Source organism: Pseudomonas fakonensis (assembly GCF_019139895.1).
GTDB lineage: Bacteria > Pseudomonadota > Gammaproteobacteria > Pseudomonadales > Pseudomonadaceae > Aquipseudomonas > Aquipseudomonas fakonensis.
The window spans coordinates 2,523,874-2,542,952 of sequence record NZ_CP077076.1 but is presented as its reverse complement, the minus strand read 5'-3'; the positions used below and the strand labels follow the sequence as shown (position 1 = coordinate 2,542,952).

The 19,079-nt window shown below is 60.1% G+C and carries 19 protein-coding genes; 8 read left to right on the top strand and 11 right to left on the bottom strand.

The genetic code is table 11. The features are described from left to right. Positions 1-7 precede the first annotated feature (7 nt). Together KSS94_RS11535 and KSS94_RS11530 are read right to left on the bottom strand one after the other, a co-directional pair. On the bottom strand, positions 8-625 hold the full coding sequence (locus KSS94_RS11535) for a response regulator (protein ID WP_217843098.1): 618 nt from the start codon (positions 623-625) through the stop codon (positions 8-10). 199 nt (positions 626-824) lie between these two features. After that, positions 825-2,612: a hypothetical protein gene (locus KSS94_RS11530; RefSeq protein WP_217843097.1), complete on the bottom strand. Its 1,788-nt coding sequence runs from the start codon at positions 2,610-2,612 to the stop codon at positions 825-827. 205 nt (positions 2,613-2,817) lie between these two features. Here KSS94_RS11530 and KSS94_RS11525 point away from each other — a divergent pair, with 205 nt between their 5' ends. The 4 genes from KSS94_RS11525 (at position 2,818) to KSS94_RS11510 (ending at position 5,059) form a co-directional block, all read left to right on the top strand. Continuing rightward, complete coding sequence (locus tag KSS94_RS11525) at positions 2,818-2,988, top strand: hypothetical protein (protein ID WP_217843096.1); 171 nt, start codon at positions 2,818-2,820, stop codon at positions 2,986-2,988. Positions 2,989-3,119: 131 nt separating this feature from the next. Further along, the gene (locus KSS94_RS11520) at positions 3,120-3,449 is read left to right on the top strand and encodes a DHCW motif cupin fold protein (RefSeq protein WP_217843095.1); all 330 of its coding nucleotides are present in this window, start codon (positions 3,120-3,122) and stop codon (positions 3,447-3,449) included. A 5-nt stretch (positions 3,450-3,454) separates the two neighbouring features. Further along, complete coding sequence (locus tag KSS94_RS11515; RefSeq protein ID WP_217843094.1) at positions 3,455-3,889, top strand: HIT family protein; 435 nt, start codon at positions 3,455-3,457, stop codon at positions 3,887-3,889. 246 nt (positions 3,890-4,135) lie between these two features. Further along, on the top strand, positions 4,136-5,059 hold the full coding sequence (locus KSS94_RS11510; protein WP_217843093.1) for a DNA-3-methyladenine glycosylase family protein: 924 nt from the start codon (positions 4,136-4,138) through the stop codon (positions 5,057-5,059). Here KSS94_RS11510 and KSS94_RS11505 read toward each other — a convergent pair. After that, on the bottom strand, positions 5,056-5,838 hold the full coding sequence (locus KSS94_RS11505) for an NAD(P)H-dependent oxidoreductase (protein ID WP_217843092.1): 783 nt from the start codon (positions 5,836-5,838) through the stop codon (positions 5,056-5,058). The two genes, KSS94_RS11510 and KSS94_RS11505, sit on opposite strands and share 4 nt — an antisense overlap. 87 nt (positions 5,839-5,925) lie before the next feature. Here KSS94_RS11505 and KSS94_RS11500 point away from each other — a divergent pair, with 87 nt between their 5' ends. The 4 genes from KSS94_RS11500 (at position 5,926) to KSS94_RS11485 (ending at position 10,901) form a co-directional block, all read left to right on the top strand. Then, positions 5,926-6,849: a LysR family transcriptional regulator gene (locus tag KSS94_RS11500; RefSeq protein ID WP_217843091.1), complete on the top strand. Its 924-nt coding sequence runs from the start codon at positions 5,926-5,928 to the stop codon at positions 6,847-6,849. A gap of 333 nt (positions 6,850-7,182) precedes the next feature. Continuing rightward, entirely contained in the window at positions 7,183-8,073 is an 891-nt protein-coding gene (locus KSS94_RS11495) for a hypothetical protein (protein ID WP_217843090.1), read from the top strand. A gap of 86 nt (positions 8,074-8,159) precedes the next feature. Beyond that, positions 8,160-9,824, top strand: coding sequence for a hypothetical protein (locus KSS94_RS11490; protein ID WP_217843089.1), 1,665 nt, complete (start codon positions 8,160-8,162; stop codon positions 9,822-9,824). Between the two features lie 819 nt (positions 9,825-10,643). After that, positions 10,644-10,901, top strand: coding sequence for a hypothetical protein (locus KSS94_RS11485; protein ID WP_217843088.1), 258 nt, complete (start codon positions 10,644-10,646; stop codon positions 10,899-10,901). 184 nt (positions 10,902-11,085) lie between these two features. Here the strand turns inward: KSS94_RS11485 and KSS94_RS11480 are convergent. The 8 genes from KSS94_RS11480 to KSS94_RS27215 all read right to left on the bottom strand — a co-directional run bounded on the left by KSS94_RS11480 (position 11,086) and on the right by KSS94_RS27215 (position 18,440). Continuing rightward, positions 11,086-11,930, bottom strand: a protein-coding gene (locus KSS94_RS11480; RefSeq protein ID WP_217843087.1) for an IS5 family transposase whose coding sequence is annotated in 2 segments (ribosomal slippage) — positions 11,086-11,586 and positions 11,589-11,930 — 843 coding nt in all. Because the reading frame shifts where the segments join, the coding sequence is not laid out codon by codon here. A gap of 122 nt (positions 11,931-12,052) precedes the next feature. Next, complete coding sequence (locus KSS94_RS11475) at positions 12,053-13,126, bottom strand: IS630 family transposase (RefSeq protein ID WP_217839489.1); 1,074 nt, start codon at positions 13,124-13,126, stop codon at positions 12,053-12,055. A 108-nt stretch (positions 13,127-13,234) separates the two neighbouring features. Beyond that, positions 13,235-13,480 (bottom strand): hypothetical protein, encoded by a 246-nt coding sequence (locus KSS94_RS11470; protein ID WP_217843086.1) that lies wholly within the window; start codon positions 13,478-13,480, stop codon positions 13,235-13,237. Positions 13,481-13,487: 7 nt separating this feature from the next. Beyond that, positions 13,488-14,360, bottom strand: coding sequence for a pre-toxin TG domain-containing protein (locus KSS94_RS11465; protein WP_217843085.1), 873 nt, complete (start codon positions 14,358-14,360; stop codon positions 13,488-13,490). Positions 14,361-14,687: 327 nt separating this feature from the next. Continuing rightward, positions 14,688-15,281 (bottom strand): hypothetical protein, encoded by a 594-nt coding sequence (locus tag KSS94_RS11455; RefSeq protein WP_217843084.1) that lies wholly within the window; start codon positions 15,279-15,281, stop codon positions 14,688-14,690. 107 nt (positions 15,282-15,388) lie between these two features. Further along, positions 15,389-15,847: a methyltransferase domain-containing protein gene (locus tag KSS94_RS11450; protein WP_225935871.1), complete on the bottom strand. Its 459-nt coding sequence runs from the start codon at positions 15,845-15,847 to the stop codon at positions 15,389-15,391. A 191-nt stretch (positions 15,848-16,038) separates the two neighbouring features. Further along, a complete protein-coding gene (locus KSS94_RS11445) occupies positions 16,039-16,431 on the bottom strand; it encodes a hypothetical protein (RefSeq protein WP_217843083.1) in 393 nt (130 codons plus the stop codon). Further along, complete coding sequence (locus KSS94_RS27215) at positions 16,428-18,440, bottom strand: VENN motif pre-toxin domain-containing protein (RefSeq protein ID WP_225935870.1); 2,013 nt, start codon at positions 18,438-18,440, stop codon at positions 16,428-16,430. Before KSS94_RS27215 ends, KSS94_RS11445 begins: the two co-directional genes overlap by 4 nt. Positions 18,441-19,079 lie beyond the last annotated feature (639 nt).

Here is a 19,079-nt window from a genome sequence, read left to right as displayed (position 1 = left end):
GCTGCACTCAGACCAGGTTGTGCCGGCGTGCGATATCGGCCAGTTCAATCACCGAAGCCACCCCGAGCTTGGTCTGGATATTGATTTTGTGGCCGCTGACGGTCTTGGCGCTCAGGCTCAACCGGGTGGCGATATCGCCATTGGAGAAGCCTTCGGCCAGCAGCTTGAAAACCTGCAATTCACGGTCGGTGAGGTCTTGCAGGTCGCCGTTGAACTCAGGCTTGCCCAACAACGGCATGGCGTCGCGGGGGAAGAACACGTAGCCGTCGGCCACCGTTTCCAGCGCCTTGATCAGCTTGCCGATCGGCTCGCTCTTGCTGACGAAACCGCTGGCCCCGGCCTGCAGGCAGCGGGCGGCGTAGTTCTCCTTGGCCTGGGCGGTGTAGATCAGTACCCGGGTCGCCAGTTTTTCGCGGGTGATGCGCCGCAACACGCTCAGGCCGTCGAGCTTTTCCAGGCCGATGTCGAGAATCACCACATCCGGCGCCAGCGCGGTGATCATGCGCAACGCATCCACTCCATCGGCGGTCTCGCCCACGGTTTCGAAGCCAATGGGCGCCAGGGCCTGGGCAATGGCCTGGCAAATCAGCGGGTGGTCGTCGACGATCAGGACTTTCTTGCTCATGCAGTCACCGGGGGGGGAAAGGGCTACCGAAGGCAGGAGTGCCAGGGGCGCCTGTCAGTATGGCCCAGGCACCCGGCCAGCGGGTGCGGCCAGCCTGCCAGGCCACACATTCTGCCAACCCTGCCCTCGAATTACCCCGGGATGCTTCTTGAACGATGCCAAGAAACTTCTTGGCTGCCTGAGCATTGGCGCGCCAACCTCAGCGCAGCCGCGACTGATACCCCGACACATCCCGCGTCTGCAGCAACAAGCGCAACATGCGCTGCCCCCAGTGCACCCCGGCAGCCTTGTAGCGCACCAGCGCAATCACCAGGGCCAGCACGAAGATCTGCGGCACGTAGGTCAGCCCCCACTGCCACATGCGCCCCAGGCCGCCGCTGATCTGCGAATTAGGGAAGAACTCGCTGAGCTGCATCAGCACATGCCCCGACGGGTGCATGGCCATGAACAGGCCCAGCAGCACGATGCCCGGCACGCTCAGCAGCACACCGCGCAGCAGGTTGCCCTCGGCCCACCCCCACAACCTGGGCGCAACCCTTGGCAGCAAGCAGCGGTTGAACAGCAGCGCGCTCAGCAGCCAGCACAGCAACTGCCAGTAATTGCCCTTGGCAAAAGTGCTGTCCAGCAGATTGGCCAGCGGCTGGGTGAAGGCCGCCAGCACCGAGCCTGGGTTGTGCACCAGGGCGAACAGGCCGAGGTAGCCTTTGTTGCCATCCATGGCATTGGGGATCTGCGCGCTGAACAGGCTCATCAGGCCGTACAGCACCGTGAGCAAACCGGTCAGAGAGCAGGCGAAAGCGAACACCGCCCCCCAGCGGAACTGGTGGCGCGTGGCGAGGATGTACTGCAGCGTGCGCTGGCGTGACTGCAAGAAGGCCTGGGCATCGGCCGCGCTGATGATGCCCTTGCGCACCGGCGTGGTATGCGCAACGTCCGACTGCTGGTTCATCTCGCTGATCAACTGGCGGGCGATCTTGCTGCTGGAGGCTTGGTTGACCTGATGGATGTTCTGGTGGTCCTTGACCCCTTCGAGCGCCTTCTTGAAGCCGCCGCTGAGCACGCCATCGAGAAATACCGCCTGCAGCTGCGGGCCGATGAAGCGGCAGGTGCCGCTGGCCTGCTGGTAGCTCACCGCGGCCTGGGCGGCGGCCACGTGGCCGCTGGCGACGAATACGTCCGGGTCGTCGCTGTGCAGCTCGATGTGGTCCACGCTGAACACGCTGTGGCGCTCCGGGGTGTGCATGGCCTCGTTCATCGCCGGCAACATCCAGCCTGCGCTGGCCGCCCCCCAGGTGTAATGCACGGCGGTGCCGGCCCAGGCTTGCAGGCGGTATTCGTAGATCAACTGGCAGGCGCCGTTGCATGACTGGCAGGTGACCTGGCCGTTACGGCACGCGTGGCACACCAGCCTGCCGCCGCCATGGCAGGTGTGGCAGATCACCTTGCCCGCATTGCCACACCGCGAGCAACCGTAGGGGTGCCTGCGCACGCCGCCGCAACCGTCACAGGTCACCCGCCCGCTGGTGTGGCACATATGGCAGGTGTTGTGCCCGCTGCCATGGCAACGGTTGCACTTGACGCGGCCCTGGGCCTGGCAGCCCTGGCAGTCTTCCACGCTGCAGTACACCTGGCGGTCGCTGAGCACCCGGAACCGGCCAGGTTCACGGTAGCCACCCACATGCTCGCGCAGGTAGTTCTGGGTGTGCTCGCGCAGGTAACCCGGGGCTTGCAGCAACTGCGCCTGGCGCTGGTCGAGCACGGCGCGGATATGCGCCCTGTCGTATAGGGGCCCGGTGGCCTTGCTGACGGCGCGGCTCTGGTAGTCGAACGAATAGTCGACGCTGACGGTAAAGCTGACCTCGGCGCGATGCTGCTCGATCGCATCGACGCTAAAGGGTGAGCTGAAGTTTTCGCCGAAAGCGTCCTGTGCCTTGGCCTGCATGGCGTTGGCGATGTCGTTGGCGGTGAAACCGCGGTTCCCTGGCATGTGCAATCCTTGGCTGAGCGTCCGTCTACGGGGCAAAACGGGCGCCATCTTGCCATTGCCGGCGACGATTGACGAACCCGCAGGCCCTCATGAAACATCGCCTATGCGCATGAAAGTACCGAAATAGAGCGGTTTTGTGCATTTTCCAAACGTGCCTGGCAGGTTAACCTGCGCGCCCCAATAACAACACCAGGGAACAGGCACGATGCAGGTCGATATCCAGCAGGACGAGCAAGGCGCCGGTTGCAAGGTCATCATCGATGGCCATGCGGTTTCGTTCACCAGCATCGCCGAGGCCCAGGCCTACGTGGCGCGCTTGCAGGAACGCCTGCAGGCGGCGGCGCATGCCTTCGTTCCAGCGGACCAGGACTCATAGTCGACCGCAGGGGCCGGCCTGCCGGCGCCTGCCCAGTGCAGCTGTATGGCGCAATCCTGCGCGATCTGTCTCTGTCGGTGGCCGGTCAAGCCGGCTAAGGTCCAGCTCCCCCTCAAGCGCGCGAGACTGCCATGGAGCTGACAGGCATCCCCTTCGGGATCACCGAGTGGTCAACCCTCGAAACCACCACCCACCCCGGCGAAACCGGCACGGCCTACTGGCGCACCTGCCAGTTCGGCGCCATCCGCGTGCGCCAGGTCGAATACAGCCCCGGCTACCTGGCCGACCACTGGTGCAACAAAGGCCATGTCCTGCTGTGCCTCGAAGGCCAGCTGGATACCGAGCTCGAAGACGGCCGGCGCTTCACCCTGCTGCCCGGCATGAGCTACCAGGTGGCCGACAATGCCGAGGCGCATCGGTCTTCCAGCGCTATCGGCGCCAAACTGTTCATCGTGGATTGACCGTCATGGCATTGATTAGCGAACGTGTAGCGCTCGCCCGTGCGGGTGCCAATGACAAGGTGATTTGCCGCATGCCTTCGGGCTGGGCGGTGATGGGCGATGTGCAGTTTCTGCAGGGTTACAGCCTGTTGCTGCCAGACCCGGTGGTGCCGAGCCTGAACGACCTGGGCATCGAGGCGCGCGCAGCCTACCTGCACGACATGGCCAGGCTCGGCGATGCGCTGTTGCAGGCAACCGGTGCGCTGCGCATCAACTACGAAATCCTCGGCAACTCGGAGCCCGAGTTGCACTGCCATCTGTTCCCGCGCTATGCCAGCGAGCCGGATGAAAAACGCCGGATGCCTGCCTGGTTCTACGACTGGAAAGCCGCACCGCCCTTTGATGAAAGCTTGCATGGCGAGCTGCGCCAGAAACTCGCCGCGCTGTTGCGCGCGCCCTGACACTCAGCACCAGCGTGGGGGCAACTGCCTTGTGCTGACTGGGCCGGCCTCATCGCCGGCAAGCCGGCGCCTACACCAAGGCCCACAACCGGCGCCGTACCTGTAGGAGCGGGCTTGCCCGCGATGAGGCCGGCACTGCCAGTGCGAATGCTGGCCGGCTGCGCCGGATCGCCGGCAAGCCGGCTCCTACACAGACCGCGCCGGGCCTGCCATGCTAGGCATCCCCACCCCACGCCAGGGACCTTGATGAAAATCATCGCCGGCCAGCCCGTAGACGAACTGGAACTGCCCTTCACCCCGCCCCTGGACTGGGCGCGCATGCTGCGCTTTTTCGGCGGCCGCGCCACCGGCGGGGTGGAGACGGTGCTGGACGGCGTTTACCACCGCACCCTGGCCATGGCCGGTAGCGACGGCCTGCTCAGCGTGCGCAAGGACCCGGCCCGCGACTGCCTGCTGGTGCGCCTTGAGGGCGAAGCCAGTCGCCAGTTGGGCGAACTGCAACCGCGCCTGGCCCGGCAGTTCGACCTGCTCACCCACCCCGAGGCGGTGCGCGACGGCCTGGGCCAGGACCCGTGGCTGGCCGAGCGACTGCATGCAGCGCCCGGCCTGCGGGTGCCTGGCGCGTGGTCGGGCTTTGAGCTGGTGATCCGCACCATCATCGGCCAGCAGGTCAGCGTCAAGGCGGCCACCACCATTACCGGCCGCCTAGTGGAGCGCACCGGCACACCCGCCGCGTCCCCTGCGCAGCTGGGCATCCCCTGGCACTTCCCCTCCCCCCGAGCCGTCGCCGAGGCCAACCTGGACAAGATCGGCATGCCCGGCAAACGCGTGGCCGCCCTGCAGAACTTCGCCCGGGTGGTCGCCGAAGGCCAGCTGCTGATCGACAGCGACCAGCCCGACACCAGCCTGCTGCGCCGGCAACTGCTGGCGCTGCCCGGCATCGGCCCGTGGACCGTGGAATACGTGGCCATGCGCGCCTGGCGCGACCCCGATGCCTGGCCGGCCACTGACCTGGTGCTGATGCAAGCCATCACCCGGCGCCTGCCGGAGCTGGCCAGCAAGGCCAGCCAGGCGCGCCACGCCGAAAGCTGGCGGCCGTGGCGGGCCTATGTGGCCATGCACCTGTGGAACGAGATCGCCGACCAGGCAGGTGTGGCCCGGGGCGGTTAGTCGGCCCGCAGGTGCACGCCAATGCCCTCCTGCCCCGCTGCCAGTTCGGGCTTCAACGTGAGTTCGGGGATCAGGTAGTCACCGCCGTTCTGCCGGCGATACGGGATCGGCGCATCACTGAACAACCCGTCCAGGCGCTGCTCCAGCGCCGTGCAGGCCGCCGCGAAGCCTGCCTCGTCGACCCGGCTGGTGCGGTGCAGCACGTAAGGTTCGAGCACCTCGAAACCCGGGTAGAACAAAATGCCGTGCTGAATCGGGAACAAAATCGCCTCCAGCGAGCCGTTGATACCGCGCGGTGCATAGTGCGAAGCCCAGCCACCGGTGGTGACCATCAGCATGGCACGCTTGCCGGCCATGCTGCCCTCACCGTAGCGGTCGCCCCAATGCTGGTCGGAATGCTCACCCACGCCGTAGGCAAAGCCATAGGCATACACCCGCTCGACCCAGCCCTTGAGAATGGCCGGCAAGCCGAACCACCACAGCGGGAACTGCAGAATCACCGCATCGGCCCAGCGCAGCTTGTTTTGCTCGGCAACGATGTCGGCGCGCTGGGTGCCGTCGCGGTAGGCCTGCTGCGAGTCTTCCGACACGCGAAAGCGCAGGCCCGGCTGCTGGGCGGTGTTGTCGCTGGCATCGACCAGCGGCTTGAAGCCCATTGCATACAGGTCCGACACCTGCACGCTGTGGCCCTGGCGTTGCAGGTGCGCCACCGCGTGGTCCTTCAGCGAGCCGTTGAGCGAGCGCGGTTCGGGGTGGGCGTAGACGATCAACACATTCATGACGGGTGCTCCGTAAGGGGTATGCGGGGCATGATGCGTGGCGCGCTGGTATAGTAGAAATGAATATCCAGAACACCAGGTATTGCCATGCATGATGCCTTGCGGCGCCTCGACCTCAACCTGCTGGTGACCCTCGATGCGCTGCTGGTCGAGCTGAACGTGACCCGCGCCGCGCAGCGCCTGCACCTGGCCCAGCCCACGGTGAGCGTGCAACTGGCGCGCCTGCGCGAGCTGCTGGACGACCCATTGCTGCTGCCCGGCCCTCGGGGCATGCGCCCCACGACCCGCGCCGAAGCCCTGCGCACGCCGCTGCGCCAGGCCCTGGAGGCGCTGCACCTGGCGATCGCCCCTGCGCAACCCTTCGACCCCGCCAGCGCCAGCCAGACCTGGCGCCTGGCGGCCACTGACTACGGCGCCTCGACCCTGCTGCTGCCGGCCCTGGCGAGCATCCGCAGCGCCGCGCCAGCCACCCGCCTGGCGATCCTCGAGCTGCAACCTGCTGCATTGGTGCGCCAGGCCGAGCTGGGCGAAATCGACATGGCCTTGCACATTGCCGAACAGGCGCCGCCCGAGCTGCGCCAGCGCTCGTTGTTTGTCGAGCGCTACGTGCTGGTGGGCCGCATCGACCACCCCAGGCTCAAGCGCAAGCTGACGCTCAAGCAGTTCTGCTCGCTGGAGCAGGTAATCGTTTCGCCGGACGGCGGCGGCTTTTACGGGCCCACCGATGCGGCCCTGGCCGAACAGGGGCTGGCGCGGCAGGTGGTGCTGTCGGTGCCGCATTTCATGTTGCTGGCCGCGGTGCTGGCCAGCTCCGACCTGGTGGCCATGGTGCCGCAGCGGCTGGTGGCCGGCGATACGCGACTGAAAGTGGTCGAGGCGCCGTTGCCTGTACGTGGTTTCGAAATGCTCATGCTGTGGCCCGAGCGGGTGCATCGCGACCCGGGGCATCGGTGGTTACGGGAGGTGATTGCAGGTTACACGCGGGGCCCGAAGCAAACGCCGCACCTGTAGGAGCCGGCTTGCCGGCGATGAGGCCTGGCGCCACAACCCCGCTGCCCGTGCTGACGCCATCGCAGTTCAAGCCCGCTCCTGCAGGACCGCGCGATGCCCGAAGCAGCGTCGTACTTGTAGGAGCCGGCTTCTGAACGCCGGGCAACACAGTGAGAGCCCGTTCGCAAAACGGCACAAAGCCCGTCATCGGTTGAACTTAACCACGCTCCCACGCTCTAGGATACCGCCCCGGATGATGGCCCCGTGTCAGCAGCCCGGCACGCGAGCGCCGTTGTATCGCAACACCCGCCTTGGACGGCGCTGGTCACCACACTACAGGGATGCAGACCTCTCATGCAGCAAACACCAACCCCCGCCACAGATGCGCTGGTCGGCAGCTACCACTATGGCAAGGCGCTGAAAATCTCCGTGCTCACGCTCTGCGTGGTGCTCATCGGCCTGGCAGGCTTCGTGCTGTATCTGGGCACCATCCTCCCGGTGCAGGATGCCGGCCCGGTCTCGCTGACCACCCAGCGCGGCACCACCCTGAACTTCTCAAGCCAGGCCATGCTGATCTACTTCACCAGCGGCCTGCTGGTGGTGCTGGCGCTGGCGCTGCTGGGCCTGTACGCCTGGCAGAGCCGGCTGCGCAAGAGCAGCTACGAGCTGTACGAACACGGCATCGCCCACACCACCGCCGGCCAGCGTACCTTCGTGCCGTTCAGCGAAATCGAAGACCTCTACCTGTTCAGCTCGGGGCAGACGGTGATGACCGGCCTGGTCACCAACCTGGCGTTTCGGCGTAACGCCAGCGAGCCGTTCCACCGGGTGCTCGAGCCCCTCAAGGGCTTCCACGACTTTTTGCAGCGCTTTCGCGAGCTGTACCTTGCGGCACGCCAGCCGCAGGTACTGGACACCCTGCAACGCGGGGGTGCGGTGACCTTCAACTGCATCGATACCGGCCAGGTGTGGCGCAAGCGGGTCAGCGGCAACTTCCTCGCGGTACAGACCTACCCCATCGTGCTCACCCAGCACAGCCTGCAGGTGCAGGGCAAGCAGGTGCCGATCGCCTCGCTGCGCAGCCTGGACCAAAGCGCCTGGGCAGAAAAACTGGTGATCAAGGACGCCAGCGGCGCCACCGTGCTGTCGACCCTGGCCACGGGCCTCATGAGCGCCGACCTGTTCCTCGACACCTTGAGCCTGCTGGTGGAGCACGCCAGCCAAGGCCAGCAGCAGCCTGCCTGAGCGCAGGCAAGCCACTCCATCGCTACAACACCATTGATGCAACACGCCCCGCCGAGCGGGGCAACGCTATGACTACAAGGACGGTTATGAAAAGACATTTTGCCCTTTGTGCACTGGTTTCGGCCCTGGCCGGCTGCAATTCCGAGTACAGCTACGATGAAATCGCCACCTCCTTTGGCTCGCTGGGCACCCCCGATGCGCGCTACGTGGTGATCAAGTCCGGCGAGCCGCTGACCGGCACCGTGGTGCCCAGGGAGGGTGGCCGGGTGCTGCAGCCGTTCAAGGTTGAAGACGGCAAGGTGGTCGGCCCGTGGAAGGCCTACGACGAAAAAGGCCGGCTGGTGGAAGGCCAGTTGCAGGCCGGCATGTTCGTCGGGGCGAAGAAAACCTGGTGCCCGGGCGAGAACCCCAGCCACCTGCAAAGCGTCAGCACCCTGGACAACGACCGCCGCTCGCTGCAGGACTACGACTGCGCCAGCGGCCTGCAGGTGCGCGACAGCACCATCCTGCTGGCCGATGCCACGCGCAAGCATTCAGCGCGGGTGGGCGAACAGCGCACCTGGCAAGTCGTCAATGGCGAGCAGAAACTGACCCTGCTGGAAACCTTCGCTGCCGATGGTTCCGACAAGCTCGAAGGGCTGGTGGAGCACTACAACTACCAGGGTGTGCTGGTCGACCGCGCCACTTACAAAGACGGCGCGCTCGACGGCGTGTTCGAAAGCTGGTCGGCCCCCGAAGGCAAACCCACGGTGCCAGCCACCAAGCTGAGCTACAGCGCCGGCAAGAAAAACGGCCCGGCAGAAACCTACTTCGTGAGCGGCTGGCCAGCCGGCACCATCGCTGAAAAAGGTGAGTACAAGGACGACCGCAAGGCCGGGGTGTGGCTGATCTACGGCCCGGGCCATGTGTCGGTGCTCGACTACGACAACCCGCAGAACGAGTCGGTGATGGCCGAGCGCCTGGCCCAGGCCGCGCGCGGTGAAACGCGCACCATCGGCGCGCCGCGCATGGTCTACGACCTGGACAGCTTCGCCTACCTGCAAAAGAGCTCCGGCATCGACATCAACCAGTGGCTGACCTCGCAAAGCCGCCCGCTGATCACCCTGGCCGCCGACAACGCCTACGACTACCTGATCTCGGCCGGTGCCGACCCTAAACGCCGGGATATCCAGGGCAACACCCGGCTGATGACCTGCCTGGCAGGCATCGACTTCCCCAGCTGCAGCCTGGAGCACATGAACCTGCTGGCCGCCAGCGAAGACCTGAAGGCGCACAACGTCTACGGCTACACCCCGCTGGCGCTGTTCTGCAGCCGGGCGGACCAGTTGCACGGCAACGGCCGCGAAAACCCGCAGGCGCAGGCGCTGTTCCAGACCCTGCTCAAGGGCAGTGACGTGAATGCCGCCGCCTACGGTGGCGAAACCGCGCTGCATGCCTGCATGAGCCAGCGCAACCACGGCTATGCCGAGGCGCTGGTGGCCGCCGGCGCCAACCTGGATGCCGTCGACCTGGACGGCACCACGCCACTGGCGGCGGCGTTCATGGAGCAGTACCGCGGGTCGAAGTTCAGCCGCATCCAGTGGTCCGAAGAGGTGATCCGTTTTGTGGCCGGTTACCAGGGCAAGTCGCAGTTCACCTTCGACACCCCGGTGCCGGCGTTTGGTATGTCGGTGCGCCAGATGGTGCTGGAGAACGGTGATACCAAGACCGCGCGGTTGATCGATTCGCTGGTGGGTACGGCCAAGGGCTGATTGGTTTTCAGGGCCGGGTCTATTGCTGGCGATGAGGCTTGGCCTGGAAGCTCGGTTGCTTGGTATCGGCATGGTCGGTGATCGCGTCTGGGCCTCCAGGTGCTCGACACAACCCTTGCAGCGCCTGTGAAATCGAGCGCCGCCCGCGGGGCGCATCGCGGGCAAGCCCGCTCCCACATCTGTTTCGGGCAAGTCTCGCTTGTGCCATTACCTGGTCCGCCTTGTTGGCTCGGCACAATTTCAGTATGGGCGCCTAGGCCCCTTCGCAAGGCTCAAGGCATGCATCAAGGCGGGCAGCGGTACCTTCACAGGACTCATTGGCCCGAAACAGATGTAGGAGCAACTGTCTTGTGCTGCATGACCCGGCCTCATCGTCGGCAAGCCGGCGATGAGGCCAGCAGCCCAATTGAATAACACCTGCCTGCAACCCGCCCCTTCAAACCAACCTCTGCGTACGAAAAATCACCCAACCACCCTCCCGTCCTACAAATACCCACCAGACTTTCCCTATTCACTGTAGGGCGTTTCCCAAGCACGCTTCGACCCCTGTTGCGCCACCGAACTGAGGGCTAGTCTCGCCCGGCCGCTGCAAATTCAGCGGCCGGGTCTGCAAGCCCGTGCTTGGTTGGTCACAGGCCACCTGTTGAGCCCACGGCGTTCGCCGTCGGTTTCGTTTTATGGTGGCTGCGTGCGGGTGGTCTTCGGGCCAGCCGGGAAATTGACCTCCAAGCCCGGTCTTGCAGACCCGCACGTAGCCGCCACCCTATTGCCTGCAAGCAAGCGGATGACGGGACTGAATAACCCTTCATGGAGGTCACCATGCTCAAGATCGTCCCCGACCCACCCCACCGCAGCGATACCCCCCAATACCTGGAAGACACCTTGGTCGAAGCCTTGGAATACGCCATGTGCGGCCTGGCTGTCGGTCAACAGTCCATCACCTTTTTGCCCAAGTCACCGGCCTCGATCATGCTGCTGGCGGTAATGCATGAACTGGAAGCCGTGCGCCAGCTGGTGGAGTGTGCGCTGGCGCAGGTACAGCTAGGGCAGCGCCGACAGGTTCACACGCTGCATTAGGCGAGTGCCCCGCGAACACGAGCCTAGTCCGTGCCAGACGACGCCTTTTCATGGGCTGGCCAATTCGCGGGGCAAGCCCGCTCCTACAAAGGTCACTGGCAGCTTCGGGTCGATTGCTACCGGTCGTGGATGACCGCTGTCGACCCGAAACGGTCGTTGTCACTGCACCCAGCGTCTAGGCTTTTTACGAAAAGTAATGTCGCAGACACCGCCGCCAGCAAGCCAGCGTGACCATTGCGGAGTAGCTTTTGGCGAGCTTGCAGTAGCGGGTTCCCAAGCGGCGGTGTTCCTTCAGCCACCCAAATAGCCGCTCGATAACGTTTCGCTCTTTGTACTTTGGTCTGTCGAGCAGGCGCGGCAAACCTGGCTTCGGCTTGCGTTTCATGGCTCGGAAAGGAATCACTGGCTGCATGTGATAGCGGTCGCAGTACCGGCGCAAAGCATCTGAGTCGTAGCCTTTGTCGGCCAGCAATTTGCGACATCGCTTGCGCGGCCGGCCTCCTTTGGTTGGGAGGTAAACGCCATCGAGCAAAGGCTGGGCATGGGAAATGTCACTGGCTTGCCCGCCGGAAAGGGTGAAGTGCAATGGCACACCCCGGGCATCGCAAACCATATGAATTTTCGTAGTTAGTCCGCCCCGACTTCGACCGAGCGCGTGGTCCGCTGGTTCTTCTGCCCCCCTTTTTTGCCTGCTCCAGATGAGGCCCGGGTTGCTTTCACTGCCGTTGAGTCAATACACCAAGTGTCTAGATCAATCAGGCCTTCAGCGTTGAGTTTGACATGTAGGCGTTTGAGCATTTGACCGAAGGTGCCCTGATTTCGCCAGTCTCGAAATCGCTGATAAACCGTCGACCAAGGGCCGAATCGCTCAGGCATATCCCGCCAGGCTGCGCCGGAGCACAGTACCCACAACACGCCGTTGAGCATCAAGCGATCGTCAACTCTTGGATGTCCGGTACGCTGATTTGTAGCAAAAAGGACAGCGACTATGTCCCAGTGTTCGTCAGAAAGTTCGTATCGCTTGGGCATAGCAGAGTCCTTCGCCTAAAAGGCGAGAACTCTACGGAAAATCAGGGCTCCAGCGGTTTTCACGGAGTTTCAAAGGTTTTCGTACAAAGCCTAGTGTGGTGTTTCAGAAATACCGCTGAAAATCATTTGCCCAGCGCTCGCGCCGCGCGAGCGACTGAGGCAAGGATGTCCTCGGCCTTTTTGTGCCACCGAAATGGCTTCGGGTTCTGGTTGTAGGTTTCCAGGTAATACTCGATCGACGCCTCCAGGTCCTTAACGCTGACATGTGCCTGCCGCTTGATCCACTTCTCGCTCAGCGTTGAGAAAAACCGCTCAACCAGATTCAACCAAGATGCCGAGGTCGGCGTGAAGTGAATGTTGTAGCGCGGTCGCGCCGCAAGCCACGCCCTGACTTTGTCGGTCTTGTGAGTTGCGTAATTGTCCATGATCAGATGGATCGGCATATCGGCAGGTACTGACACATCGATCTCCCTTAGAAAGGCAAGGAACTCAGTACTGCGATGTTGTCGTTTGAGTCGGCCAATCACCTCACCGGTTGCCACATCCAGGGCGGCGAACAGCGAGGTCGTTCCGTGTCGTTTGTAGTCATGTGTGCGGGTTGCAGGGTTACCTGGGGAAAGCGGTAGTCCCGGCTGTGTGCGGTTCAGCGCTTGGATCTGGCTCTTTTCATCAACGCACAACACCAAGGCTCGTTCGGGTGGGTTCAAGTAGAGCCCAACGATGTCGTGAACCTTGTCGACAAACAACGGATCAGTGGAAAGCTTGAAGGTCTTTTCCAAGTGCGGCTTGATCCCGAACGCGTGCCAGATGCGCATCACGCTTGCAGGAGACAGGCCCGTCTCACGACTCATCCGTCGCGTGCTCCAATGACTGGAATCGTCGGGCTTGCCTTGCAGCACTTGGTTTACCACTTGCTGAACTTGCTCATCGGAAATGGTGCGAGGCCGGCCAGAGCGCGGTTCATCGTTCAGCCCCAGAAGCCCCAACTTTGAGAAGCGCTGACGCCACCGTGACACTACATCCTTGCTCGTCCCCAAGCGCTGAGCGATGTCATTGCCTGACTCGCCTGCGGCACAGGCTAGGATTATCTGCGCACGCAGCCGAGCGTCCTGAGCGCCTTTACGGAGCTTGATGCGGCGTAGCAGCTCTGACTTTTCGGTTTCGGAAAGGGTAATGACGGTTGCTGGTCGACCCATGTCGATGCCCTTGGAGAGTTGGCTTCTACAGAGCCTAGCTCAGATTTTCAGCGGTATTTCTGAAACACCATACTAGGGGTAAAGGTGCCTTCTGCACCAACAGCTCAATCAGAAAATAATTGAGTCCAGAATAAACTGTAGTTTCACAGGGTCAGCAGCATTGCCAAAATAATACTCATTCCCTCCATCACCTACTAACTCCGGGGATGTCGACTTCCAATACAGCACGAAATATTTTTCGCCCAACAAATCCTCTAGTGCGCCGGCATCATCATAAGTTGAAATTCTAACGAAAGGCCCATACTCCGGGTGAATAGACACCATCACTCTCCTTCCGACTTTTGAATCAATCATAACCCACCTACCACGTAATGCTGTTGAACCAGTCCAATTCCTGCTGAGTAGGAGCTCGTTTGATGCCTTTGTTATATAGAGAGTCTTCATATCTAATCGGACGCGTTGCCCCAGGCACATAAGGATTGGCTTCTGTTTCTTTAACTCGAGTACTAGTCATATCGAATTCCGTGCCATCTTTATAGGTTATTTTTATTCCCGGCTCGCCAGCCTCACCACCCAGTCGAGTGGTGTTCTTTGTCGTTCTGGTAGTAATCGTTCCAATTTCTTTTGCACCCGAGTCTATCGAACTCTCCGCCGCGCTTCCACTCAGCCCACCGCCACGTATCGCCCCAACCAACCCAAGCGCGTTGAGGATGGCTCCAGCTCCCGCCAGAAGGCGCTCGTTGGTCGTCGGCTCGTACCCACTAATCGGATTTGCACCCCCTAACGCTTTATAAAGCTGGCAGGCGGTCGCACTTATCCCAACCCCGTTACATCCCGACTCAAAGGCCTCGAGCGCCAGCTTCTGGGCAGCGAGGCTTGCGCGCTCGACCGCCTGCTTGTTTCGCTGAACCTGCTCTGCAGCCTCGGTATCACTTGCCGCGACCAGCTTCCATTCCTTGCCCGCAGGTGTCTCTATCGCCTCACCGGTAACCTGGCAGAACCCGTTGACCGAGTTCGCGCAGGCAACGATATCGCCTGGCTGGTTAGCGATGGAATGGTCCGGTCCCATATCCGACCCGACCACGATGTACTCGGTCTCCAGCACACTGTCACCCAGCTGGCGCAGCTTGCTGATCTTGCTGATCTTGTCAGCCTGTTTCTGACATTCACCCGATGCCCCTGCTGCACCACCGCACGCCAAGGCGTATTCGCGCTCCAGCTGCTTCAGGTACATCCGCCCATCCAGGCTCAGATGATTGTTCTCGACCGCATTCTTGCCAGCACCCGCTCCCGCAACAGCCCCCGCGCCATCTCCAGGGCGCCCTCGGAAATCGCCGACGACGTAGTACCACTGGCGCTACCGCTGTGGCTGTAGGCAATCAGCATGCCGCTGGGCATAAGCCAGCGGCCTGACCGTTGGCAGCGGTAGTCGAGAAGTAGCAGAAAGATAGCCGATAGATAGCAGCTCGACAGCACAATGAAGCAGTTCAATCGGCGTCCTGAACGAAAATAAATCTACCCCCCTTTTCCGCTGCTTCCTCGGCTTGCGCCGGGGATGCTTTCAAACGTCTGGAATCTCGATGTGAAATGACTTCGCATAAATTTCCCAAGACATCCAGCCAGACCCCGGCTGAACTTCGAGAACTCCCTCTAAGAAATATTTTTTGGAAAGAGCCTCAACGCAAGAACGAGAGCCAAACTCTTGAATCACTTCATTTCCAGTGGATTTTTCTCGATCAGCCGTATACTCGGTAGTTATCCTTTTTGAAAAGACAACCCCTTCAAAAACAAACCAGAAACCACCAACAAATTCATGCATAGCGTATTGACTATCAGACTTGCTTGTATATTGAACCCACTCACCAGAGCTGGTGCGGGCCCTCAAAAAACCATCTTCACTCAACTCCCACTCTACATACTCGACCCGCCTTGACGGATCGTAAATATAGTGAATTGGAAATATATTTCCTACGCTCTCAGCTTTATCTTTTTCGCATTTAACAAAACGAGTACCATTTTTTTCTTCTAAAAACACTCCATATGGAAGCGCCAGCCCGCCCTTAACAAAAACTCTTAGCGCACCAGCTTTTTCTTCCGAACCCCCATATGTACAATTAAATGTATTAAGCTCATCAAAATCAAAAAAAACTATCATTTCAACTTCTCCAGAACGATAGTTTTCATACTATCAAGATTCGTAATTACACTTCCATCTGTACGGAGGAATATTTGTCCCGAGAACCTGGCATCAAGAGGACTATCCTATATAACTCGCAACCCTAGAGACTCTAGCTCAGATGCACTTGGGATTTTGCCGTAAGGGTTTGCAGCGTTCGCATTGATAAATATCTTTCCACCAGGTTCTACTACACGAGTAGCTTCCGGCAGAAAATCCATCATTGAGTTAGTGCCACCTGCACTCTTTGGAATAAACGGGTTACTAGCAACAACCTCTCCCAGCGAATTATCCCTGAAGGGAAGTTTCGTCGCATCCGCCCGAATACCCGACTGAATATCTGGACGTATATCAACATTAATTGCATCAGGGGTTTGTGCTTTCTGCCCACCAGACAGTTCAGCTGTGGGTTTCCCTCCAGAGCTGGCTACTTCTCCCGTTGCAGCAGTTGCTTTTGCCCCCGAGTCTATCGAACTCTCCGCCGCGCTTCCACTCAGCCCACCGCCACGTATCGCCCCAACCAACCCAAGCGCGTTGATAAACACGATACAGCCTGGTCGGCTGTTGAGTAACAACCTCTGAATAGATACCGCTACGGAATGTGTCCGCGATTCCTTAAGGTAATGGGCCTTGATTCATAGGCCCATACTGGGCAATTACGTTGCTTGTTGCTTTTGCACCCTTGAAGGGCTAACTGACTAAAGCCCCCGATTTACCGGGGATACTTACCCTCTCACTAATCAACCATATTTTTTAAAAACCGTACACAGGAACCATCGCCGGCCGCATACAAACTCTCATATTGGAACGAGAGGAAAAATCTTAGCTTTATTTTCTCTGCCAATCCCTCAAGAAATATCTTCATATCGCTCCAGCTTTCCGCCAAAGAGCTAATACGTGAGTTAAATACACCCTCCAACCCCACCTTAAATTCTTTATCAACCCCCTCAGCAGAAATATCACATGGGGGGGTTTGGTACCAAAAGAGAAAGTAACAGTTAGACTCTTTGAAATTTCCAGTCAAAGAAGAGGCCTCAAGAACAAACTTAGCATTCATACCTAATAGAACAGAGGCAATTTCCTCAAGAGACACACCAACTTCCACCTCAAGATTCATAGTAATTGTCATTTGGCAACCTCAATCACCTTAAACTCACCACCCTTCATTAGATAGAGTTTCTTCAGGCCATCCACTGGATTAGCACTCAAGGCTTTCTCTATTTGCCCAAACGTTAAAGGCGAGTCCGCTAGGCTCACAACTATATTGTTAGCCTGAGTCTTGACCTTGCCGGCTACTGTTTTTAGCACAGAAATTGGGCTGCTCGTTATTGGCGAATACACATCAGCCAACTCTCCATTAATTCGCAGATCAGGATTAGCAACGTTTTTCCCTGTATTAGGTAACTGCTCAACGTCATATCCCGCCTGAGCCATTTTTTTAGAGGCTTCATTTTGGCGGTCAATCGAGCGCACCATTTCTGGGCTGGCGTTTTTTGGCGGAAGTTCAGGCTCACCTTTCAAAGAGCCTATTTTGGGTAGGCCACTAACGCCAGCCTCAGCATCCGTTAATGCGCTGGTCGGATTAACATTCTTTCCAGAAGTTGCAGCCCCTTTTGCCCCCGAGTCTATCGAACTCTCCGCCGCGCTTCCACTCAGCCCACCGCCACGTATCGCCCCAACCAACCCAAGCGCGTTGAGGATGGCTCCAGCTCCCGCCAGAAGGCGCTCGTTGGTCGTCGGCTCGTACCCACTAATCGGATTTGCACCCCCTAACGCTTTATAAAGCTGGCAGGCGGTGGCACTTATCCCAACCCCGTTACATCCCGACTCAAAGGCCTCGAGCGCCAGCTTCCGGGCAGCGAGGTTTGCGCGCTCGACCGCCTCCTTGTTTCGCTGAGTCTGCTCTGCAGCCTCGGTATCGGTTGCCGCGACCAGCTTCCATTCCTTGCCCGCAGGTGTCTCTATCGCCTCACCGGTAACCTGGCAGAACCCGTTGACCGAATTCGCGCAGGCAACGATATCGCCTGGCTGGTTAGCGATGGAATGGTCCGGTCCCATATCCGACCCGACCACGATGTGCTCGGTCTCCAGCACACTGTCACCCAGCCGGCGCAGCTTGCGGATCTCGTCAGCCTGTTCCTGACATTCACCCGATGCCCCTGCAGCACCACCGCACGCCAAGGCGTATTCGCGCTCCAGCTGCTTGAGGTACATCCGCCCATCCAGGCTCAGATGATTGTTCTCGACCGCATTCTTGCCAGCACCCGCTCCCGCAATAGCCCCCGCGCCATCGCCGCTTGCAATTGCTCCTGCAAACCCAGCAGCTAACGTCGATAGCGCAGCCACCGTCTGTTTTTGCTCTTCGCTGAGGGAGTGGGGATCGCTGGTGCCGTACAACTGCCGGGTTATCACTTGAGCGGCGAGCTCTCCACCTGCCGCACCGGCAGCTCCTGCTATTGCCGAATTGCCTTGAGCCTGTGCCACCACCGCACCCAGCACGGCATGCGCCATCACTCGAGCGGTGCCGTTGTCACCGGCAACCTGTTTGATCACCCCGGCAAGATACGGCGCCGAGGCGCCAGCCAGCGCACCACCAATGTTCCCACCCGCAAGGCCTTGTAATGCCGCCGCTACCGCCTGAGTTACCTTCTGATAATCGCCTCCCGTCCCGTACTTGCCCATGATCGTCTGGTAAGCATTGGTAGCGGCCAGCTGCTCCTGATACGCCGTGACAACCGTCTGGTCGGCACCTTTCTCAGGCTCGTAGATACCCTGCTTCGCAAGCTCGGCCTTTGCCTCCTCCTTGGCCTTGCGCAGCCCCTCGGTGCGCACGATGTCCGACACCTGCGTCCCGATCTCACCAATCAATTGCACCTGCTGAAGGCGGCGCTGCTCTTTCTCCTTGTCGAAGATCGGGCTGATGCTGTCGTTGGCATGCTCGACGTCATGGCTCAGGGTCGCGACGTCTTGCTTCTGCTGGCCCGGATCGCGAATCTCCAGGGCGCCCTCGGAAATCGCCGACGACGTAGTACCACTGGCGCTACCGCTGTGGCTGTAGGCAATCAGCATGCCGCTGGGCATATTGCTGGTGAAGCCCGTCGAGCCGCTGTTGCCACCGCTGATGCTGGCACTGGCCATCTGGCTCTTGAACCTGGCCTTGTTCTCGATATCGCTCCAGCCCAAGGTGCCAGTACTCAGGCGGTTCTTGTCAGCCTCAGCGGTGCTGGCGATGACGCTGCCGTCGAGCTGGGTGTAAATGGATCTGTTGCCTTTTTACCTATCACCCTTTTTTCCGCATTTTGCCGAAGCGTCTTGGCCAGTCCCGTGACCGCGAACACCCAGGACTTTCGCCCTCCCCACGGCCCTCTTTAGACCGTTTACGGTCCAGGCCATAATAATTTCGGCCTAAGCGCATCAGGCACAAGCTCAAAAAGCGCCTTTATACACTTCAAGTGCTCATGATAATTAGGCGAAATCTCATCACTGCAGTTCTCCAAATAGCTCCTAGCCTGACGATTCAGGAACCATATATCATGATCAAAAAACTCAGACTCCAACAAAGTAACGGTGAGATTATGGATCAATTCCACCTCAAAATAACATGACCTGTCCTTACCCTTTGTCTTTTCATCCCAAGTTTGAATATTTCTAATATATGGCAAAGAAAGAGCCAACATTCTGACGTATATAATATTTTTTTCATATAGAGAACCGTCACTTTCTAATCGGTATGGATGCAGCTCCGGCAGGAGCAATTTTCGCCTGAGCCCAAGCCCC

Excerpts from the sequence above, each read along its gene's own strand:
- KSS94_RS11465 (WP_217843085.1), bottom strand. The coding sequence starts at position 14,360 with ATGTACCTGAAGCAGCTGGAGCGCGAATACGCCTTGGCGTGCGGTGGT.
- KSS94_RS11455 (WP_217843084.1), bottom strand. The coding sequence starts at position 15,281 with ATGATAGTTTTTTTTGATTTTGATGAGCTTAATACATTTAATTGTACA.
- KSS94_RS11510 (WP_217843093.1), top strand. The coding sequence starts at position 4,136 with ATGAAAATCATCGCCGGCCAGCCCGTAGACGAACTGGAACTGCCCTTC.
- KSS94_RS11530 (WP_217843097.1), bottom strand. The coding sequence starts at position 2,612 with ATGCCAGGGAACCGCGGTTTCACCGCCAACGACATCGCCAACGCCATG.
- KSS94_RS11485 (WP_217843088.1), top strand. The coding sequence starts at position 10,644 with ATGCTCAAGATCGTCCCCGACCCACCCCACCGCAGCGATACCCCCCAA.
- KSS94_RS11470 (WP_217843086.1), bottom strand. The coding sequence starts at position 13,480 with ATGATTGATTCAAAAGTCGGAAGGAGAGTGATGGTGTCTATTCACCCG.
- KSS94_RS11500 (WP_217843091.1), top strand. The coding sequence starts at position 5,926 with ATGCATGATGCCTTGCGGCGCCTCGACCTCAACCTGCTGGTGACCCTC.
- KSS94_RS11535 (WP_217843098.1), bottom strand. The coding sequence starts at position 625 with ATGAGCAAGAAAGTCCTGATCGTCGACGACCACCCGCTGATTTGCCAG.
- KSS94_RS11490 (WP_217843089.1), top strand. The coding sequence starts at position 8,160 with ATGAAAAGACATTTTGCCCTTTGTGCACTGGTTTCGGCCCTGGCCGGC.
- KSS94_RS11525 (WP_217843096.1), top strand. The coding sequence starts at position 2,818 with ATGCAGGTCGATATCCAGCAGGACGAGCAAGGCGCCGGTTGCAAGGTC.
- KSS94_RS11475 (WP_217839489.1), bottom strand. The coding sequence starts at position 13,126 with ATGGGTCGACCAGCAACCGTCATTACCCTTTCCGAAACCGAAAAGTCA.
- KSS94_RS11505 (WP_217843092.1), bottom strand. The coding sequence starts at position 5,838 with ATGAATGTGTTGATCGTCTACGCCCACCCCGAACCGCGCTCGCTCAAC.
- KSS94_RS11515 (WP_217843094.1), top strand. The coding sequence starts at position 3,455 with ATGGCATTGATTAGCGAACGTGTAGCGCTCGCCCGTGCGGGTGCCAAT.
- KSS94_RS11495 (WP_217843090.1), top strand. The coding sequence starts at position 7,183 with ATGCAGCAAACACCAACCCCCGCCACAGATGCGCTGGTCGGCAGCTAC.
- KSS94_RS27215 (WP_225935870.1), bottom strand. The coding sequence starts at position 18,440 with ATGGCCAGTGCCAGCATCAGCGGTGGCAACAGCGGCTCGACGGGCTTC.
- KSS94_RS11445 (WP_217843083.1), bottom strand. The coding sequence starts at position 16,431 with ATGACAATTACTATGAATCTTGAGGTGGAAGTTGGTGTGTCTCTTGAG.
- KSS94_RS11520 (WP_217843095.1), top strand. The coding sequence starts at position 3,120 with ATGGAGCTGACAGGCATCCCCTTCGGGATCACCGAGTGGTCAACCCTC.